The organism is Desulfitobacterium sp. LBE, from assembly GCF_007830365.1.
GTDB classification, from domain to species: domain Bacteria; phylum Bacillota; class Desulfitobacteriia; order Desulfitobacteriales; family Desulfitobacteriaceae; genus Desulfitobacterium; species Desulfitobacterium hafniense.
The window spans coordinates 5275953-5292540 of sequence record NZ_VLKD01000001.1 but is presented as its reverse complement, the minus strand read 5'-3'; the positions used below and the strand labels follow the sequence as shown (position 1 = coordinate 5292540).

The following is a 16588-nucleotide window of genomic DNA, read 5'->3' as shown; positions in this document are numbered from 1 at the left end:
AAAAATACCGTTGAATAACGGTACCTGTCCCTGTTATTCACGTGATGATTTTGCCGCCGCCCACGACGAGATCCCCTTGGTAGAAGACTACGGCTTGCCCTGGAGTAATAGCCCGTTGAGGAGTGGTGAATTCTACCCGCACTACAGGGCCAATGGCTCCGGGCAATGTTTCGGAATCCTTGAGGGGGATAATTTTCGCTTCGGCGAGAGGCGCCTTGTAACGAATTTTCGCTTGGACAGTCAAGGGCCCCTCCACCCCGGGAATGGCTATCCAATTTAAATCTGTGGCCAGAAGAGTATGGGCATATACCTCTTGATCCTCACCTAAGATCACTTCATTGTCTTCCACATTAAAGCCGAGGACAAACATGGGTTTACCGAAAGTTACCCCCAAGCCTTTCCGTTGGCCGACGGTATAGTTGATCAGACCTTGGTGCCGCCCCAGAATATTCCCTTGCCGATCAACAAAATTCCCCGGCTTAATCTTCTCCGGAGACCGCTCACGAATGAAAGAGACATAATCATCGTCGGGGATAAAGCAGATTTCCTGACTATCGGGCTTCCGGGAGACCCGGAGCAACCCCCGCTCAGCGGCCATCTCGCGAACCTGTTCTTTCTTATAGTCTGCCAGGGGAAACAAGGTGTGCTTGAGCTGGTCCTGAGTCAGGTTGTAAAGCATATAGGTTTGGTCCTTCCAGGTGTCCGTCGGCCGGCTCAAAAAACAGCGTCCACTCTGGGGATCTTGAAGAACTTTGGCATAATGGCCTGTGGCCAGATAATCAGCCCCCAAAGCCCGGGCTTTCCGCAAAAACTCTCCCCAGCGTACAACCCGATTGCACATGGTACAGGGATTAGGCGTTTCACCGCTGAGGTAGGCGTTGGTAAAATAATCGATGACATTCTCCTCAAAGATAGTACGAAAGTTCAGAACATAATGAGGTATGCCCAATTGATGAGCTACCCGCCGGGCATCATCGATGGCGGTAATGGAACAGCACCCTCCCACATCATCCGGGCCGCCGGAGGGCATGGTTTGGAGGGTTATGCCAATGACCTCATAACCTTCTTCTTTAAGCAAAGCGGCGGCCATGGAACTGTCCACACCGCCGCTCATGCCGACCACTACCTTTTTCCTTTCGGTAAGCGTCATTTCTTCATTCCTTATACCTTTAGAGTTTTCTCATGATAATTTTTAATGGCCTCGTGCAAGGCATCAGCTGCCAGGTTGGAACAGTGCATCTTCGCCGGGGGAAGTCCGTCCAAAGCTTCAGCTACAGCAGCATTGGTAATTTTCAGAGCTTCTTCTATGGTCTTGCCTTTAACCATTTCCGTAACCATACTGCTGGTGGCTACTGCGGCTCCGCAGCCAAAGGTCTTGAACTTAACGTCTTTAATAATATCGCCTTCAACATCCAAATAGATACGCATAATATCGCCGCATTTAGCGTTGCCTACTTCGCCGACACCGTTAGCATCCTCAATCTCACCCACATTGCGGGGATTCATAAAATGATCCATTACTTTTTCTGTATACATATCGCTCACTCCTTCTATTGCGCTTTGGCCCGACTGCATTGACTATGTTTGGCTTGGTCATAGAGAGGGGACATCATCCGCAGCCGTTCGACGATTTTGGGTAATTGCTCCAGGACATAATCCACATCTTCTTCCGTGTTCTGAGCTCCGAACGAGAACCGTAAGGAACCATGAGCAATCTCGTGGGACAGCCCCATAGCCAGCAAGACATGGGAGGGATCCAAAGATCCGGATGTGCAGGCGGAACCGCTGGAAGCAGCAATTCCCATCATATCAAGGCTTAAAAGCAGTGCTTCACCTTCGATAAACTGAATACTGACATTCAAGTTACCAGGGAGCCGTTTCTCTCCACCTTGAGGACCATTCAATTTGACATAATCTATCTTTTCCACAATGCCTCTAAGCAGCTTATCCCTCAGCTTGGCTTCCCGGACAGCCTCTTCTTCCATCCGCTGGGCAGCCAACTCACAGGCTTTGCCAAAACCGATGATTCCAGGAGTATTCTCTGTACCGGAACGGCGTTTCTTCTCTTGGCCGCCGCCATAGATGCGGGGAATAATCCGGATACCTTTGCGGATGTAAAGAGCTCCTACCCCTTTGGGCCCGTAAATCTTGTGGCTGGATACGGTCATAAGATCCACGTTCATAGCTACCACATCAATGGGAATCTTGCCAAAAGATTGTACTGCATCCACATGGAAGACAATGCCTTTATCCCGGGCTAGTTTTCCTATCTCAGCAATGGGCTGAATCGTTCCCACTTCATTATTGGCATGCATGATGGTAATCAGGATGGTATCGGGCCGGATAGCTTTTGCTACATCTTCAACTGCAACAAGTCCTTCTTCATCTACCGGAACGATGGTGAGTTCATAGCCATTCTTCTCTAAGAATTCACAGGCCTCCAGAACTCCATGGTGTTCAACTGCTGAAGTGATGATATGTTTTCCTTTTTTACTCTGAGCTTCAGTCACGCCAAAGATGGCAAGGTTATCTGCTTCTGTGCCGCCGCTGGTAAAGGTGATTTCCGTAGGCTGAGCACCCAAAAGCTTGGCGACAGACTCTCTGGCGTTCTCCAAGGCCGCTTTGGCGTCTCGTCCAAAGCTGTGAACACTGGAGGGATTTCCATATTTCTCTGTGTAATAGGTCATCATAAGCTTGGCAACTTCAGGATCGACTGGAGTTGTGGCGCTATGGTCAAGATATACTCTGCGCATGTTAGTTCCTCCTAGTAAACTTGATTAATAAGTAGTTGCTGATTAAAATGCAAGCTTTATTATCCAGGGTCTGCAATAGTACACATGGTTTGAGGATCTCTGACCAGATCGGCCAAGCTAATGGAATCCAAAACATCTTCAATGGGATCACGAACTTTCTCGCGAATGCTCCGTGTCACACAATAATCCGACTTCTGACAGCATTCAGGATCGCCATTGGCCTCGCACTCCACCGGCGCTATCGGTCCTTCTAAAACCCTGATGATATCGCCAATTCTGATTTTTTCTGCTTTCTTACCTAAGACATATCCACCTTGTGCTCCTCGAATGCTTTTCACCAGCCCAGCCTTGCGCAGCCCGGAAATCAGCTGTTCGAGATAGTGCTCAGACAATCCCTGTCGATCGGCTATACTTTTTAGGGAGATTGGCCCTTCGCCCGAATTTAAAGCTAGATCAACCATGGCCGTGAGACCATAGCGGCCTTTCGTAGAAAGCTTCAAACCCCCCACTCCTTTTCACCCATTCTATCATCCGTTAAGTAATATGGAATTCGCTTTTCAAGGATATCTTACAAAAACACTCGGGATTTGTCAAGTCAATCCCGAGCAAATTGCTCAGATTTTTTTATAAAATATTATCAGTTTCCAGTGCTTTGCTCAATTTACCTATATATTCCCATTTAGTTATCAGAAGCTCTTATGCTATACCTCTTTTTTGATTATAATCAGCTGTAGAGGTTTAGTTAGTGTACTGCTCATTCATCTTTCTTTAATTAAACCAGGAAACAAAGTATACTAAGGTTAGGTCAAGCTGCTCCCTTTACTTAGTACCTATCCTAAAGACACATTTGTTTTCAATGTAATATAGAGTTCAGCTTCAGAAAGGATTGTTACGCATGGACTTATTCTCAGCTTCTTTTAACCCCCATCAAATCGCTCCGCTGGCCGAACGGATGCGTCCCCGAACTCTTGATGACTATATCGGGCAATCGGAAATCATCGGCAAGGGAAAGCTTCTCCGCCGGGCCATCGAAGCGGACCGGGTCACTTCTCTCATTCTTTACGGACCTCCGGGAACAGGTAAGACCTCCTTGGCTCAAGTCATTGCCAACACCACGTCATCCGGCTTTGTGCGTATTAATGCAGTGGCAGCCGGCGTCAAAGAAATCCGGGAGATCATTCAAACGGCCACGGAGCAACTTCATCTCTATGGTAAGAAAACCCTTGTCTTCTGTGATGAAGTTCATCGTTTTAATAAAGGTCAACAAGATGCCTTGCTCCCCGCCGTGGAGAATGGAACCATTACCTTTATCGGGGCGACCACCGAAAATCCTTTTTTTGAGCTTAACTCCGCTCTGTTAAGCCGTTCCACTCTCTTTCGCCTCCAGCCTCTCACGGCAGAGGATATTCGCAGCGGCTTGGCAAAAGCTCTGGCCGATAAGGAACGGGGACTGGGAAATTACTCGGTAAGCATCGATCCGGAGGCCTGGGAGCATTGGCTTAATTTCGCCAACGGGGATCTGCGGCGGGCCTTAAATGCTTTGGAATTGGCCGTACTCACTACCCCTCCTGAGCAGGGAGTTCGCCGGATCACTTTGTCTGTAGCCGAAGAATCCATACAGCAAAGAGCCATGCGTTTTGATAAAAATGGGGATAATCACTACGATATTGTCTCAGCCTTTATCAAAAGTATGCGCGGCTCCGACCCCGATGCGGCCCTTTATTGGCTGGCAGTCCTGCTGGAATCGGGAGAAGATCCCCGCTTTATCGTGCGCCGGATTATCGTCCATGCTTCCGAAGACGTGGGCCTGGCGGATCCTATGGTGATGCTCCAGGCTCATGCAGCAGCCAATGCCCTGGAATGGGTGGGGCTTCCTGAGGCCAGAATCCCAATCGCCCAAGCCGTCCTGGCCATTGCCACGGCTCCTAAGAGCAACAGCACCATTATGGCTATCGACAGAGCCACGAGCTATGTCCGCTCCCATCCCACCTGTCAGGTTCCTGAGCATCTGCGGGATGCTAATTATCCGGGGGCCAAAAAATTGGGCCATGGCAAGAACTACCTTTATCCTCATGACTATCCCGGTCATTGGGTGGAGCAAGGGTATTTGCCCCAAGAGGTCCAGGGAGAGAATTACTTTACTCCTTCCGGAACGGGACAGGACCGCGATAATCGCGGCAAACCTCCGGTTATTCCGCCCTCGGAATGACATGGAACTAAGCCTGATGATAACAAAAGCACAGCAAAGGAATCTGATTAATACAAAAACGGTGCCGAATGGCACCGTTTTGATCTTCCTTACCTTAGGTTACCCAAGGCAAGAGTCCACTTAATTAGGCATGTTTTTCAATCATTTTGACGAGGTCAGCCTTACCGCGGAACCCTACACTCTTATCCACCACTTGGCCGTTTTTGAAAACAGCTAAAGTGGGAATGCTCATCACTTGGTATTGTCCGGCAATTGCCGGTTCCTCATCCACATTAAGCTTGCCGATGATGACTTTTCCCGCCATTTCATCTGCCAGCTCCTCAATGATAGGAGCAACCATACGGCAGGGTCCACACCAAGCCGCCCAGAAATCTACTAATACGGCTTTGTCGGAACCCAAAACTTCTTCATTCCAATTTGCTGTTGTAAAGGTCTTAACATTTTCGCCTGCCATGAATATACCCTCCTCAAATTAGTTTGAATTAATTCAGCTGCTATAAATAACATAATGGACTAACTATGAGCTACTTAATGAATTTCGCTAAAACGGCAATTAATTCATCGATGGATTCATCCTGATGGTTTTCTACTACAGCTTTTTGCAAACACTCCCGCGAATGGTTTTCAAAGATTAAAACGCCAACTTTATTAATGGCTGCGCGTACAGCTGCAACTTGAATTAGAATATCCACACAATATTTTTCATTATCCACCATGCGCTGAAGACCTTTAACCTGGCCCTCAATTTTCTTCAAACGACGGATAATATCTTCCTTTTGTGCTAAATCAGAGTTTTCCTGCACTACACGTTCCCCTCTCTGATACCCATAGGGGGTACATCCTTTATTATAAAACAGAGTCCCTTCCTTTGTCAAAGGTTTTGCTATTTAAAATTCAGATGGAATGTATTGTTCCATTTGATATCATTATATTATTTTGTTTTACCCGGCAGAATATCCCTTTTGATGTGCAATTCTTTCAATTGCTTTTCGTCAACGGAAGATGGAGCTTGAATCATGAGATCCGATGCACTTTGGGTCTTGGGGAAGGCGATCACATCCCGGATATTATCCTTGCCCGTTAAGAGCATGGTCAACCGGTCTAAGCCAAAGGCAATCCCACCATGAGGGGGCGTACCATATTCAAAGGCATCCAGTAAATAGCCAAATTTAGCCTTGGCCTCTTCAGGGGTAAGGCCTAAGAGGTCAAACATCTGCTCCTGAACTTCTCTTTGATGGATCCGGATGCTTCCTCCGCCCAATTCTGTTCCGTTAAGAACCATATCATAAGCCTTGGCTCTGACTTTACCCGGTTCTTTTGGCAAGAGGGGCAGATCCTCGGTCATGGGTGAGGTGAAAGGATGGTGAATTGCTACAAAACGCTTATCTTCTTCATCCCACTGGAGAAGGGGGAATTCCGTAACCCATAAGAAGTTCAAGGCATCCTCAGGTATGAGTCCCAGACGTTTTCCTAATTCCAGTCTTAAGTGTCCCAAGGCATCGGCAACGACAGCTTCCTTATCTGCTACAAAGAAGAGAATATCTCCTGTTTCCCCTTTCAGTTTGGCGATTAAGCCGTTAAGCTGCTCTTCGCTAAAGAATTTAGCAATGGGGGATTTGATTCCCTCTTCTGCTAAAACGATATAGGCCAGACCTTTGGCGCCATAGATGCTGACAAATTGAATCAAGCCATCCAACTCACGGCGGGGCATGCCTGCACAGCCTTTGGCGCAAAGGGCTTTGACCCGTCCGCCTTTGGCTAAGGTATCTGTAAAGACCTTGAAATTGGAATCCTTGACGCACTCCGCCACATCCACCATTTCCATCCCAAAACGGATATCCGGTTTATCTGAGCCGTACAGCTCCATGGCTTCCTGGTAGGTCATCCGTGGGAAGGGACGGGGAATATCTCGGCCGATGGTCTCTTTAAAAATACGAGCCATCAGCTCTTCCATCATGGGCAGAATATCCTCTACTTCGGCAAAAGACATCTCCACATCCAATTGGGTGAATTCCGGTTGCCGATCTGCCCGCAAATCTTCGTCACGGAAGCAGCGCACAATTTGGAAATACTTCTCCATACCGGAAACCATCAGAAGCTGCTTAAAAATCTGGGGAGATTGGGGTAATGCATAGAATTCCCCGGGATGAACACGGCTGGGAACGAGATAGTCTCTGGCCCCCTCCGGTGAAGATTTAATCAGCATCGGGGTCTCAATTTCATAGAACCCCTGGCTGTCGAAGAAATTCCGCATGACTTGGGTAATCTGGTGACGAATCTTGAAAACCTGCTGCATTTCCGGACGGCGCAGATCAAGGTAACGATATTTAAGGCGAACCATCTCATCCACATCCACATCATCCTGGATATAGAAAGGCGGTGTTTTGGCTCCATTTAAGATAGTCAACGATTCAGCCACTACTTCGATTTCCCCGGTCTCCAGATTGGGGTTGGTCGCTCCTTCAGGACGGGGGCGCACTTTTCCTTTAATGGCTACCACATATTCTGAGCGCAGGCGTTCTGCGGCAGCAAAATCAGGCATATCGGGATTAAATACAACCTGTACAAACCCTGAGCGATCGCGGAGGTCTACGAAGATAACTCCCCCATGGTCCCGACGGCGCTGTACCCAGCCCAAAAGATTAATCACTGCTCCGGCATGGCTTAATCTCAAACTTCCTGATTCTGTTCGTTCAGCTAATAAGGTCATTAATTTCCATCCTCCTTATATCTCTTCCACACAACCTCTTCAAAGTCCTGAAGTGGTAATTCAACCTGTTCTCCCAGCCTGAGATCCCGCAAAATAATGATTCCTTTATGGAGTTCCTCTTCCCCGAGAATGGCAGCATAGTGGGCCTGAACCCGATCGGCCGCCTTAAGCTGGGCTTTGAGACTCCGGCTTAATAGGTCAATACCGGCAGGCATTCCCTGCTTCCGCAGACGGCTGACGATGGCGAAACCTTCCCTTTGGGCTTGGTCCCCTAAAGCCACCAGCAGCAAATAGTCTTTTCCTTCCCCTTCCTGCTCTCCCTGAGCAAGCTTCCAGGCGGCCAGTACCCGCTCCATTCCCATGGCAAATCCGATGCCAGGGGTCGGCGGTCCCCCTACTTCCTGGACAAGGCCGTCATAGCGGCCCCCTCCGCAGATGGCGCTTTGAGCACCTATATCCTCTACCAGGACTTCAAAAGCGGTCTTACGATAATAATCCAGCCCCCTCACCAGGCGGGGATTGACTTTATAGACGACTTCAGCGGCACTCAGTAAGCTCTGCAGTTCCTTAAAGTGTTCTGCACACTCCTCACATAGAGTATCCAGGGTCGTCGGTGCTCCCTGGGTGATCTCCTGACAGGTTGGGTTCTTACAGTCCAGTATCCGCAAGGGATTTTTCTCAAAGCGCGACTGACAATCCTTACAGAGTTGCTCCTGGCGGGGAGCCAGGAATTCCTGGAGTTTCTTCTTATGCTCCGGACGGCAGCTCGGACAGCCGACGGAATTCACATGAACTTCCAATCCCTTCAACCCTAAACGGCTGTACAAATCCCACACCAGGGTAATGACCTCCGCATCCACCATGGGTTTATCCACTCCCAGAACCTCTACCCCAAACTGATGGAATTGCCGGAACCTTCCCGATTGAGGACGCTCATAACGGAACATGGGGCCAATGTAGTAGAGCTTTACGGGTTGGGGCCCGCCATGGAGCTTGTTCTCTACATAGGCACGACATACTGAAGCTGTCCCTTCCGGGCGCAGGGTAATGGAACGATCTCCTTTATCAAGAAAGGTGTACATTTCCTTATTGACGATATCTGTGGTTTCACCCACCCCTCGTTGAAACAACTCGGTGGCTTCGAAGATAGGGGTACGGATCTCCTGATAGCCATATTCCTTACAGATCTTCCGGATCTGTTCTTCAAGGTCCTGCCATTGTTCCACCACTCCGGGCAGTAGATCTTGTGTTCCTTTCGGACGTTGAATAGCCATAGTTCTAAACTCCTTCCTGGAATCTATTGCAACTTATCTGTACGCTAAAGAAAACCCCGCAAGCACTTGTTGCTTCTGAAATTGCAACAATAAAAAGCCCTCTCCCTTGCTGTAAAGCAAGGGACGAGAGCTCCCGTGGTGCCACCCTTATTGGCGGATTCCTTGAAAAAGGCTCCGCCCACTTTTTTAGTCGATAACGAGACCAACCGCTGTCATTTCTGTTCTTGGGGTGTCCTCCTAAGCGTCTCCCAGGCTGGTTTCAGTCCAGGCCAGCCTTCCCTGCCGAGAGATGATGCACAGTCTCTTCCCAAGAATTTCTCAGAAACTTAAGTTGCATAATGCTTTTTAAGCATTATAGCTCGAACTATGTAAACGTGTTATATTACAACATCTTAACGAGAGAATGATCATTTGTCAATGCGTCAAATACAGTTTTGTTATACAGTTTATCCAATGAGATACCATAATAACCCCATTATAATCAATGATACTTACATGTTTAGGATGATTTAGGGAAAGCTTAAAAGACAAAGCAAGGAGGTTATTGATCATGTCAGACAAGCAAACCGATAAAACCCGCACTCATGCACCCAATGCCGACGATAATACCCAAAGTCCCAACAAATCAGACCGCTATATCGACAAAGCAACGAAGCAAAAATAAGATCGGAGCACCTCCGATCTTATTTTTTCATATTAAGTCATATAGTTTCAATCGAGGTAATCGTTTAGAAGAAGAGTCTCGACTCCCTCTACCTTTTGAAGTCTTACATCATTGGTAACAAAAAGCTTTGCCTTTTCTTGGATAGCTGTGGCTATAAAGATTGCATCCGGAGTCTTCAATCCATAAGCTGCTCTAAGCTTCGCAGCTTTAAATGCGATCTTATTGTTAACTTCTTTTAGTTCCAAATTAGGAAATGTACCTATAAAAGCCATATAACGATTGACGAGCACTTTATCTCTTTCACGAAGTGGTTTAGTCAACACTTCTGTCATCAGTAATATTGAAGAAACAGCATAGACAGTACCGGACTCAATCGAACTAAAGAGTTCTCGTACAACATTAAAAAATATGGGATTTCTCTCCATGAGGTAGATAAAAGAATTTGTATCAATTGCGATACAATCATATTGCTTAATCTTATCCTCTAATCGTCCCACTGTTCCCTCTCCCGACGGATAAATTCTGTGCCTCCTTGTTTCCACATTTCAGCACCTAAACCTGATAATGCGTCTGTGTAGGACTGCGGCTTCTTTATCAAAGTTAATTCTTGGGATTCTTCATCATATATCCAGAGCACATCGTTTCCAAACTTTTCTTTGAGGCTCTCTATCATATCATTGGGTATCAATACCACGCTGTATTCTCCACCGGGATTTGTTATAACCTTTTTCTCAGTCTCCACGATATTTCCCCCTTCTCAATAATAACTCTTAATTTATTATACACCTTCTGTGACTAAATTAAAATTTACGAATTGTAACTTTATGGTACACCTTAAGGAGTTTTGCCATTTAGAGTATCTTCACTATACAAAAAAAGATCGGAGTACCCTCGGTACCCTCCGATCTTATTTTTGTATGCCTTTATTCCCCATACCCGCCCTCACTGAATTCGCAAATTAGTACGCGGTGGTTACAATAACAATAAGTTGTACCGGTGTCACATTACTGGGCCTGACTTGTTAAGAGTGGAGTCGAACCACCAGTATTGCCCCAATACTACCATCAACCCAACTCACCCAGTTGGCGGGTTTGTACTCACCTTTGCCAAATCAGCTACCACTGAGATTATTCATTATCAATAATCATTCCATGAGATCAATAGTCCAGTTCATGCCCTGGATGCGGGTATCCAGTTCTCTGAATTCTTTTGACAATTGATCCGCCTGCTTTTGGGTCTCCGCAACATCGATGGTACTGATAAACTTCACTTCGGAACGGCTGAACCGGTCGTGTTTGATAGAGGCATTCTCGGCAATGTGAGCAAGAATCCCCCTCTTATTGAGCAATAGATCCCTTTCCACCAAAGCATCGGCCAGGGTCCGCTTCCCATCAAAGCTCACCTGGCAATTGGTTCTGTTAATCCTTTGAATAAGCCCCGTTAATTCCTTGAAGATGGCGTCAATCTCACTTAACAACACCTGAGGATTCTCCGCCGGCTCTTCTCCCTCCTGAACCTTAACACAATGCTCCAGCCGGTTTCTCAGCTGTTGAATTCTTTTTTGATAATCGGCTCGTAAAATCAGTGCTTCTGCCAGTTTCATAGCTTATGGCCCCTTTCTCTTAAGCTAATAATCTATTAAGGCAAAGTCGATAGGATCTTCCACCTCTTTGATGGCTTTAATACTATATAGGGATAGTTTACCAAGGTTCCTCTGTTTGCTCAAGTTCCTTGTTTCGCTTTCTTTACCATTCGAACCAGAAACACACCCCTGCCTCCGTATTTTCCGCCCCATATTGGAAACCATGCAGCTCCATGATTGAACGAACGATGGAAAGCCCAAGACCGGAGCCGCTGCCCGTTCGCGACTGATCCAGCTTATAATAGGCCTGCCAAATGCGGGGAAGCTCTTCGTTCGGAACAGGGGAACCGGTATTCGTAATACTCCACCGTTTTTCGGTGATCTTTACCTGAACCCTGCCACCTATCGCCGTATGAGCGGCCGCATTGCTGACAAGGTTATCCAGAACCCGCTCCATAAGCTCCCTGTCCGCCTTGATTCCGGCTCTGCCATCTATCGCCCAAATAATTCCTTTAGTAAAAAAAACATCCTCATACCTCGACATCATCTCCTCGGTAATTTCCCGTAAGGAAACCTCTTCCAAAGCCAGCTTTACCCCGCCGCTCTCCATGCGGGAGAGTTCCAGCATATCTCTGACCATACGGTCGCAGCGCCGGACATTCTCCTGAATCCCCGCTGCATAGTGCTCCCGCTTTTCCGTGTGGACATTCTCAGCCAGGTTCTCCGCATAACCAGATATAACAGCCAGCGGCGTCTTTAAATCATGAGCGATAGCCTGGGTCATGTCCCGACGCTGTTGTTCCAGCTCCTCGCGGCTGCGGAAGGTTTTCCAGGTCTGTGCCGAAAGAATTCCGGCAGTAAAGGCAAAGATTGCGAAGCAACCGATCCAGACCCCGCTCAGGATCGGCAAGACCCCGGTCAAAATATTAAATTCATTGGCCGTTACAATCCAATATTCACTGGTATAGCTGCCATCATCCTGAGAGTTAAGCATGCTTTGATAAGGATAAGGGGTGATAAAGCGGTAAGTGAAGCCCTCCCTGACCTCCATGGCCGGAGCTTGCATAAAATTGGCGATAGCTGCCTCGATGCCTTCTTCAAAGATAGGTTCATTGAGCAAAGCTTCCCGCAAGGCGGTCTGCCGCTCATCGCTGCGTAACCTTATTTTCCCGTCAGGAGTAACGACACGATTCCCTTGCAGGGCTCCATGTTCATAATAGGGCAATTCACCGGCATCCACATAATTGGAGCGGTAGACCGGAACTTCTAATCTTTCCCCTCCGCCGGAGGCAACCTCCCCCTGCTCATTAAAGGTGTCCGCCACGGTTTTCGTTACCCTGATCGTATCCGGAATGACCTCGGCCCCATCCAGCCAGAATCCCTCCATATCCAGAGAATAACGCCAGAGATCCCCCACCTTTACCGGATGATGCTCCCCATACAAATATTCTTCCATTTCTGCAACTTCTTCGGCACTGAACCACTTCTTAGGATCAAGCACAGCATAGCCCATATAGTGAGTATTCCCTTTCCGGTGAGATGTATATTGGCAGGTCCAATACTCATTGGTGCTGGAGATCAGCTCTCCTTCCTCAGTGTAAACGGCGGCTTCATAGCCTTGATAAGAAGTCAAGGAGTTGATTTTCCAGTTGAGTTCTTTCTGGATGGCGACCTTTTTATCCTCACTGCTCTGACAATCGTTAATAATACGCTCCACATCCACACCGATGGTCCTGGCACGCTCCATAAACTCTCTCTTGATTTCGTTTTTCTCCACGGATAAGACAAACACTGAAAAACCGCTCATAAAGACCAGCCAAATCCCCATCAGCCAGCTAAAGGTACGCAGATAGATCTTCTTTTTCATTTTCTCTCCTCCAGACGGTAGCCGCTTTTCACCACGGTTTTAATCTGTTCCGCCCCTTTTCCCAGCGTCTGCCGGAGCTTTTTGATATGGTTATCCACCACCCGGTCATTCCCGGAAAAATCATAGCCCCAGATCCTCGCCAGCAGGGTCTCCCGGGTGACGATTTTTCCGGCATTCTCCATCAGCAATTTTAAGAGGGCGTATTCTTTCGGGGCCAGCTCCACCACTCTTCCGTCCACGGAAACGGTGCCCCTGTAAGGATCGAGGCTGATTCCCCCCACGCTCATCAGGTCATCCCGTACCATACCCTTGGCCCGCCGAACCAAAGAGTTGGCTTTGGCATAGAGTTCCGCCAGAGAAAAGGGTTTTACCATGTAGTCGTCACACCCAAGGCCGTAACCGTGAAGTCTGTCCCCTTCCGCCTGGCGGGCCGTCAGGAACATTATGGGGACATCACTGTGACGCCTGAGTTCCCGGCAGATAGTGAAACCATCCACTTCCGGCAGCATCACATCCAGCAGCACCAGGTCATAGTCCTTTTCCTGAGCGCTCTCCAACCCATCGGCTCCGTTGGCCGCACAGACCATTTCGATTTCACCGGCACTTTTGGCGGTGAAATAATCCCCGATGATCTCTTGTAACTGCAGATCGTCCTCCACCAAAAGGATCTTGATCATCCAGCTTCCCTCCTCAGGTATAAGTGTAGCAAACCCATCTATCTTTTCTGTGTCCTTACTTGATAACGGACCATTAATATTAAAAACCAAAGCGCTCCGCTAATCAAAAGAACCCCCGCCCTTGCCCTAAGGCAAGAGGTGAAGGTTCTCTACTCTTGATTCTTATTTTGATTCTTATTCTTATTGGTTCAATTCATGTGCTTCCTGCAAAGCTTGCAAATAATACTGAGGAACACATTCTTCCTTGATACTGAACTTATTGAGCAATCGGTTTACCACAGACCAATTTCCTTGTTCATAAGCAATGATCAACTCCAGCAGATAACGATACCCATTGGGTTGCCCTAAAAGCGCATTTTTTACCGGCACTTCGATGGGAAGTTCCTGAAGAATCTCGGCCAGTTGGATCAAAGAGCGATAATCCGGTCGGAACACAAAATCATCCAAAGCGATTTGATAGCCCTTTTCCTTAAGGCTCTTACAGGCTGCTACAACTTCCGGATCGGGCTCCACATCTTCGAAGATCTCAATGACCACTTGGTTCTTGGGGAGTAAAGTGGCCATCCCTTCCCTAAGCAAATTTGCTGTGAAGTTGATGAAGGCAGGTTTGCCCATGGTCAGCTTATTGAAGTCCATGAGAAAAAAGCTGCTGGAGATCAGGGAACTGGTGGCTGAGTCCCCATCGCCGCTCTTAAAATAATTGTCCATGCTTTCCCTGAAAAGAAGTTCATAAGCGTGAATATGACCCTGGGAATCCAGGATTGGCTGACGAGCTACAAAAACATCCATGAGCTCCTCCATTTTAGCAGTAATATTCCTGCAATTATACCAAATATTCACTTATTCTAACTCTAAATCCTTAAATCCTTTATTTTTAGACTAACATTACGAAATTAACTCATTTATTATCAAAGCCCAGATTTTTAATCCTCTTTAATCTCAATTCCTGCCAGACGTATCAGGTATAAAGCATTGCGTGTGGTGGATATTCCCTCTCTGAGGGTATAATCAAAGTGGATCTCCTTATTTTGGTAGTACTCCCGGAAGTGGTAGTTTTTGATCCTGCCCTTGCTTTCCCTCTCCAGCTCACCCAGCTCCAGGTCATGGGTCGATACCAGCCCCAATGCCCCTTTCTTCTGCAATTGCTGAATTAATGCGATGGCTCCTTGATGACGATCATGGGAGTTCGTTCCCTTGAAAATCTCATCTAGTAAGCAGAACACCGGTTCATTCCCTTCTGCTGCTTCCACAATCTGCTTAATCCGCAATATCTCGGCATAGAAGGAGGAAATGCTTTGCTCAAGATTATCGCTGACACGCATACAGGTCCATATCTCTACAATAGAGCAGCGGAACTTTTGGGCACACACCGGAGCACCTGTATAGGCAAGCAGAAGATTCGTCCCCACAGTGCGTAAAAAAGTACTCTTCCCTGACATGTTGGAGCCGGTAATAAGAGCGATTCCCGAGGGCTCCCTTAGGGTAAAATCATTGGTCACCCGTTTACGGGTAAGCAGAGGATGGCCCATTTGGCGGGCGGCTATTCCCCGTTGTTGTTCATTGCCTTTTTCTACGATCTCAGGGACTACCCAATCCGGATTCTCGAAAGGGATGGTAGCCAGGCTGGATAATTCTTCAAATTTCGCTATAACCTCCAGCCAGCTGCGCAAAAGGCCTCCGGATTTGCTCTTCCATTCCTCAAGAGCTATCAGGCAATGATAGTCCCAAAGCAAAAGAATATTGATAAAGATAAACATCGCATTGTCACGATTGGAGATCCGCTCCACTATCTTGGAGAGCTTCTGAATCTGCTTATAGGCAGATCGCCCTTCTTGGTCACGCAAAATGTTCTGAAGCTTCTGAAGCTCCTCGGAGCGGAACTTCTTTTTCTCAAGCTGCTTCAGCATATCGGCATAGGTCTTTAAACTGGCTTCATGCTTATACACCATGGCTAGAACCTTGGAACGCTCTTTATTATATAACTGGAGCAGCAGGATTTGGACAGCAACCAATAGTCCGGGAACCTGCCAGGGAACGGCACTCCAAAACACATAGAGGGCTCCCATGATGCAGGTTATGGCGGGAAGAACCGTTACGGCCAGCTTGAGAACAGGCTTTAAATAAGCTTCTTCTCTTTCCTTTGCCCAATGGATAAAGGGTTCCACGGCCTGAAATTGCTGGGAGGCAACGATCCCTTCTGTCTCAAAACGCTGACGCCATCCTAAATTTTGGGCCAGCTCCGCGATGGCTTCTTGACGCTTTAGTATTTCCTCATGATTCTTAGCAGGAGTTTTGAGGACTTCGCTTAAAGCAATTCTCCCCAAGGGAGTTTGGGCAGAATTAATCCATTGAAAAATTGAAGCCTGTCCAAAAAGATCCAAATCAATAGCATAGGGGTGTTTTTCTTCAATGAATTCTACCCCCTGCTCCTTAAACTTTACCCATTCTCCTTGCAACCGTTGGATTCCTTTCTGATTAAGGCCAGTGAGAATCTCCGCGTAGCGCAATTGGGTGCGGACAGAGCGATGACGTGAAGCAAGGTACAGGAAAACTCCCAGGGTGAGAATCCCCACCACTATTCCCAAGACGCCACTGACTTTTAGATATAGTAAAACAGCGACAGAAAAGCCCAATAAGAAAGAAAACAACCGATAGTTGCTTAACTGATTCGCTGTTCGCTTCTGTTTTTTACTTAAGTCTTCATAGGCCTGTTTTCTTTTTTCGTAAATGATTTGCGGCTCCTTCACACTATGCCTCCCCGTCTTTTTATGAAAAGAATTCTTCATACTGCCATTATACCATTATCAGGTGGAAAAAGGATCCTCCTTGACCCAAAGTCTCAGACGATCCTT

At 47.3% G+C, this 16588-nt stretch carries 16 protein-coding genes; 1 reads left to right on the top strand and 15 read right to left on the bottom strand.

Features of this window, described 5'->3' with window-relative positions; translation table 11 throughout:
• Nucleotides 1-37 precede the first annotated feature (37 nt).
• From mnmA to DESLBE_RS25045, 4 genes are read right to left on the bottom strand one after another with little or no spacing between them, the layout of a single operon-like run.
• Nucleotides 38-1150, bottom strand: a complete 1113-nt coding sequence (mnmA, locus tag DESLBE_RS25060; RefSeq protein WP_144678479.1) for a tRNA 2-thiouridine(34) synthase MnmA — start codon at nt 1148-1150, stop codon at nt 38-40.
• An 11-nt stretch (nt 1151-1161) separates the two neighbouring features.
• Nucleotides 1162-1536, bottom strand: a complete 375-nt coding sequence (gene nifU / locus DESLBE_RS25055) for a Fe-S cluster assembly scaffold protein NifU (protein WP_015944678.1) — start codon at nt 1534-1536, stop codon at nt 1162-1164.
• 14 nt (nt 1537-1550) lie between these two features.
• On the bottom strand, nt 1551-2753 hold the full coding sequence (gene nifS, locus DESLBE_RS25050; protein WP_011460327.1) for a cysteine desulfurase NifS: 1203 nt from the start codon (nt 2751-2753) through the stop codon (nt 1551-1553).
• Nucleotides 2754-2812: 59 nt separating this feature from the next.
• The gene (locus DESLBE_RS25045; RefSeq protein WP_011460328.1) at nt 2813-3253 is read right to left on the bottom strand and encodes an Rrf2 family transcriptional regulator; all 441 of its coding nucleotides are present in this window, start codon (nt 3251-3253) and stop codon (nt 2813-2815) included.
• Between the two features lie 395 nt (nt 3254-3648).
• On the opposite strand from DESLBE_RS25045, the gene DESLBE_RS25040 reads away from it, so the two are divergent.
• Complete coding sequence (locus tag DESLBE_RS25040) at nt 3649-4962, top strand: replication-associated recombination protein A (protein WP_144678478.1); 1314 nt, start codon at nt 3649-3651, stop codon at nt 4960-4962.
• Nucleotides 4963-5086: 124 nt separating this feature from the next.
• On the opposite strand, the gene trxA is transcribed toward DESLBE_RS25040, so the two are convergent.
• From trxA to DESLBE_RS24985, 11 genes are all read right to left on the bottom strand, one after another.
• On the bottom strand, nt 5087-5416 hold the full coding sequence (gene trxA / locus DESLBE_RS25035; protein ID WP_011460330.1) for a thioredoxin: 330 nt from the start codon (nt 5414-5416) through the stop codon (nt 5087-5089).
• A 70-nt stretch (nt 5417-5486) separates the two neighbouring features.
• Nucleotides 5487-5765, bottom strand: coding sequence for a metal-sensitive transcriptional regulator (locus tag DESLBE_RS25030; RefSeq protein WP_011460331.1), 279 nt, complete (start codon nt 5763-5765; stop codon nt 5487-5489).
• A 128-nt stretch (nt 5766-5893) separates the two neighbouring features.
• The gene (aspS, locus tag DESLBE_RS25025) at nt 5894-7672 is read right to left on the bottom strand and encodes an aspartate--tRNA ligase (RefSeq protein WP_144678477.1); all 1779 of its coding nucleotides are present in this window, start codon (nt 7670-7672) and stop codon (nt 5894-5896) included.
• Nucleotides 7672-8946, bottom strand: coding sequence for a histidine--tRNA ligase (gene hisS / locus DESLBE_RS25020; RefSeq protein WP_144678476.1), 1275 nt, complete (start codon nt 8944-8946; stop codon nt 7672-7674). Before hisS ends, aspS begins: the two co-directional genes overlap by 1 nt.
• 711 nt (nt 8947-9657) lie before the next feature.
• A complete protein-coding gene (locus DESLBE_RS25015; protein ID WP_018211114.1) occupies nt 9658-10107 on the bottom strand; it encodes a PIN domain-containing protein in 450 nt (149 codons plus the stop codon).
• Nucleotides 10095-10352, bottom strand: a complete 258-nt coding sequence (locus DESLBE_RS25010) for a hypothetical protein (RefSeq protein ID WP_144678475.1) — start codon at nt 10350-10352, stop codon at nt 10095-10097. Before DESLBE_RS25010 ends, DESLBE_RS25015 begins: the two co-directional genes overlap by 13 nt.
• A gap of 402 nt (nt 10353-10754) precedes the next feature.
• A complete protein-coding gene (locus DESLBE_RS25005; protein ID WP_018211112.1) occupies nt 10755-11213 on the bottom strand; it encodes a DIP1984 family protein in 459 nt (152 codons plus the stop codon).
• A 142-nt stretch (nt 11214-11355) separates the two neighbouring features.
• Nucleotides 11356-13059, bottom strand: coding sequence for a HAMP domain-containing sensor histidine kinase (locus DESLBE_RS25000; protein WP_144678474.1), 1704 nt, complete (start codon nt 13057-13059; stop codon nt 11356-11358).
• Nucleotides 13056-13736, bottom strand: a complete 681-nt coding sequence (locus DESLBE_RS24995; RefSeq protein ID WP_144678473.1) for a response regulator transcription factor — start codon at nt 13734-13736, stop codon at nt 13056-13058. The genes DESLBE_RS25000 and DESLBE_RS24995 overlap by 4 nt, the downstream gene beginning before the upstream one ends.
• 180 nt (nt 13737-13916) lie before the next feature.
• Nucleotides 13917-14525 (bottom strand): EAL domain-containing protein, encoded by a 609-nt coding sequence (locus DESLBE_RS24990; RefSeq protein ID WP_144678472.1) that lies wholly within the window; start codon nt 14523-14525, stop codon nt 13917-13919.
• Nucleotides 14526-14659: 134 nt separating this feature from the next.
• Nucleotides 14660-16522, bottom strand: a complete 1863-nt coding sequence (locus DESLBE_RS24985) for a MutS family DNA mismatch repair protein (protein WP_144678471.1) — start codon at nt 16520-16522, stop codon at nt 14660-14662.
• Between the last annotated feature and the right edge of the window lie 66 nt (nt 16523-16588).

Bases quoted from the DNA above. Each gene is read 5' to 3' on its own strand.
- mnmA (WP_144678479.1), bottom strand. From the start codon at position 1,150: ATGACGCTTACCGAAAGGAAAAAGGTAGTGGTCGGCATGAGCGGCGGT.
- nifU (WP_015944678.1), bottom strand. From the start codon at position 1,536: ATGTATACAGAAAAAGTAATGGATCATTTTATGAATCCCCGCAATGTG.
- nifS (WP_011460327.1), bottom strand. From the start codon at position 2,753: ATGCGCAGAGTATATCTTGACCATAGCGCCACAACTCCAGTCGATCCT.
- DESLBE_RS25040 (WP_144678478.1), top strand. From the start codon at position 3,649: ATGGACTTATTCTCAGCTTCTTTTAACCCCCATCAAATCGCTCCGCTG.
- trxA (WP_011460330.1), bottom strand. From the start codon at position 5,416: ATGGCAGGCGAAAATGTTAAGACCTTTACAACAGCAAATTGGAATGAA.
- aspS (WP_144678477.1), bottom strand. From the start codon at position 7,672: ATGACCTTATTAGCTGAACGAACAGAATCAGGAAGTTTGAGATTAAGC.
- hisS (WP_144678476.1), bottom strand. From the start codon at position 8,946: ATGGCTATTCAACGTCCGAAAGGAACACAAGATCTACTGCCCGGAGTG.
- DESLBE_RS25005 (WP_018211112.1), bottom strand. From the start codon at position 11,213: ATGAAACTGGCAGAAGCACTGATTTTACGAGCCGATTATCAAAAAAGA.
- DESLBE_RS25000 (WP_144678474.1), bottom strand. From the start codon at position 13,059: ATGAAAAAGAAGATCTATCTGCGTACCTTTAGCTGGCTGATGGGGATT.
- DESLBE_RS24995 (WP_144678473.1), bottom strand. From the start codon at position 13,736: ATGATCAAGATCCTTTTGGTGGAGGACGATCTGCAGTTACAAGAGATC.
- DESLBE_RS24990 (WP_144678472.1), bottom strand. From the start codon at position 14,525: ATGGATGTTTTTGTAGCTCGTCAGCCAATCCTGGATTCCCAGGGTCAT.
- DESLBE_RS24985 (WP_144678471.1), bottom strand. From the start codon at position 16,522: ATGAAGAATTCTTTTCATAAAAAGACGGGGAGGCATAGTGTGAAGGAG.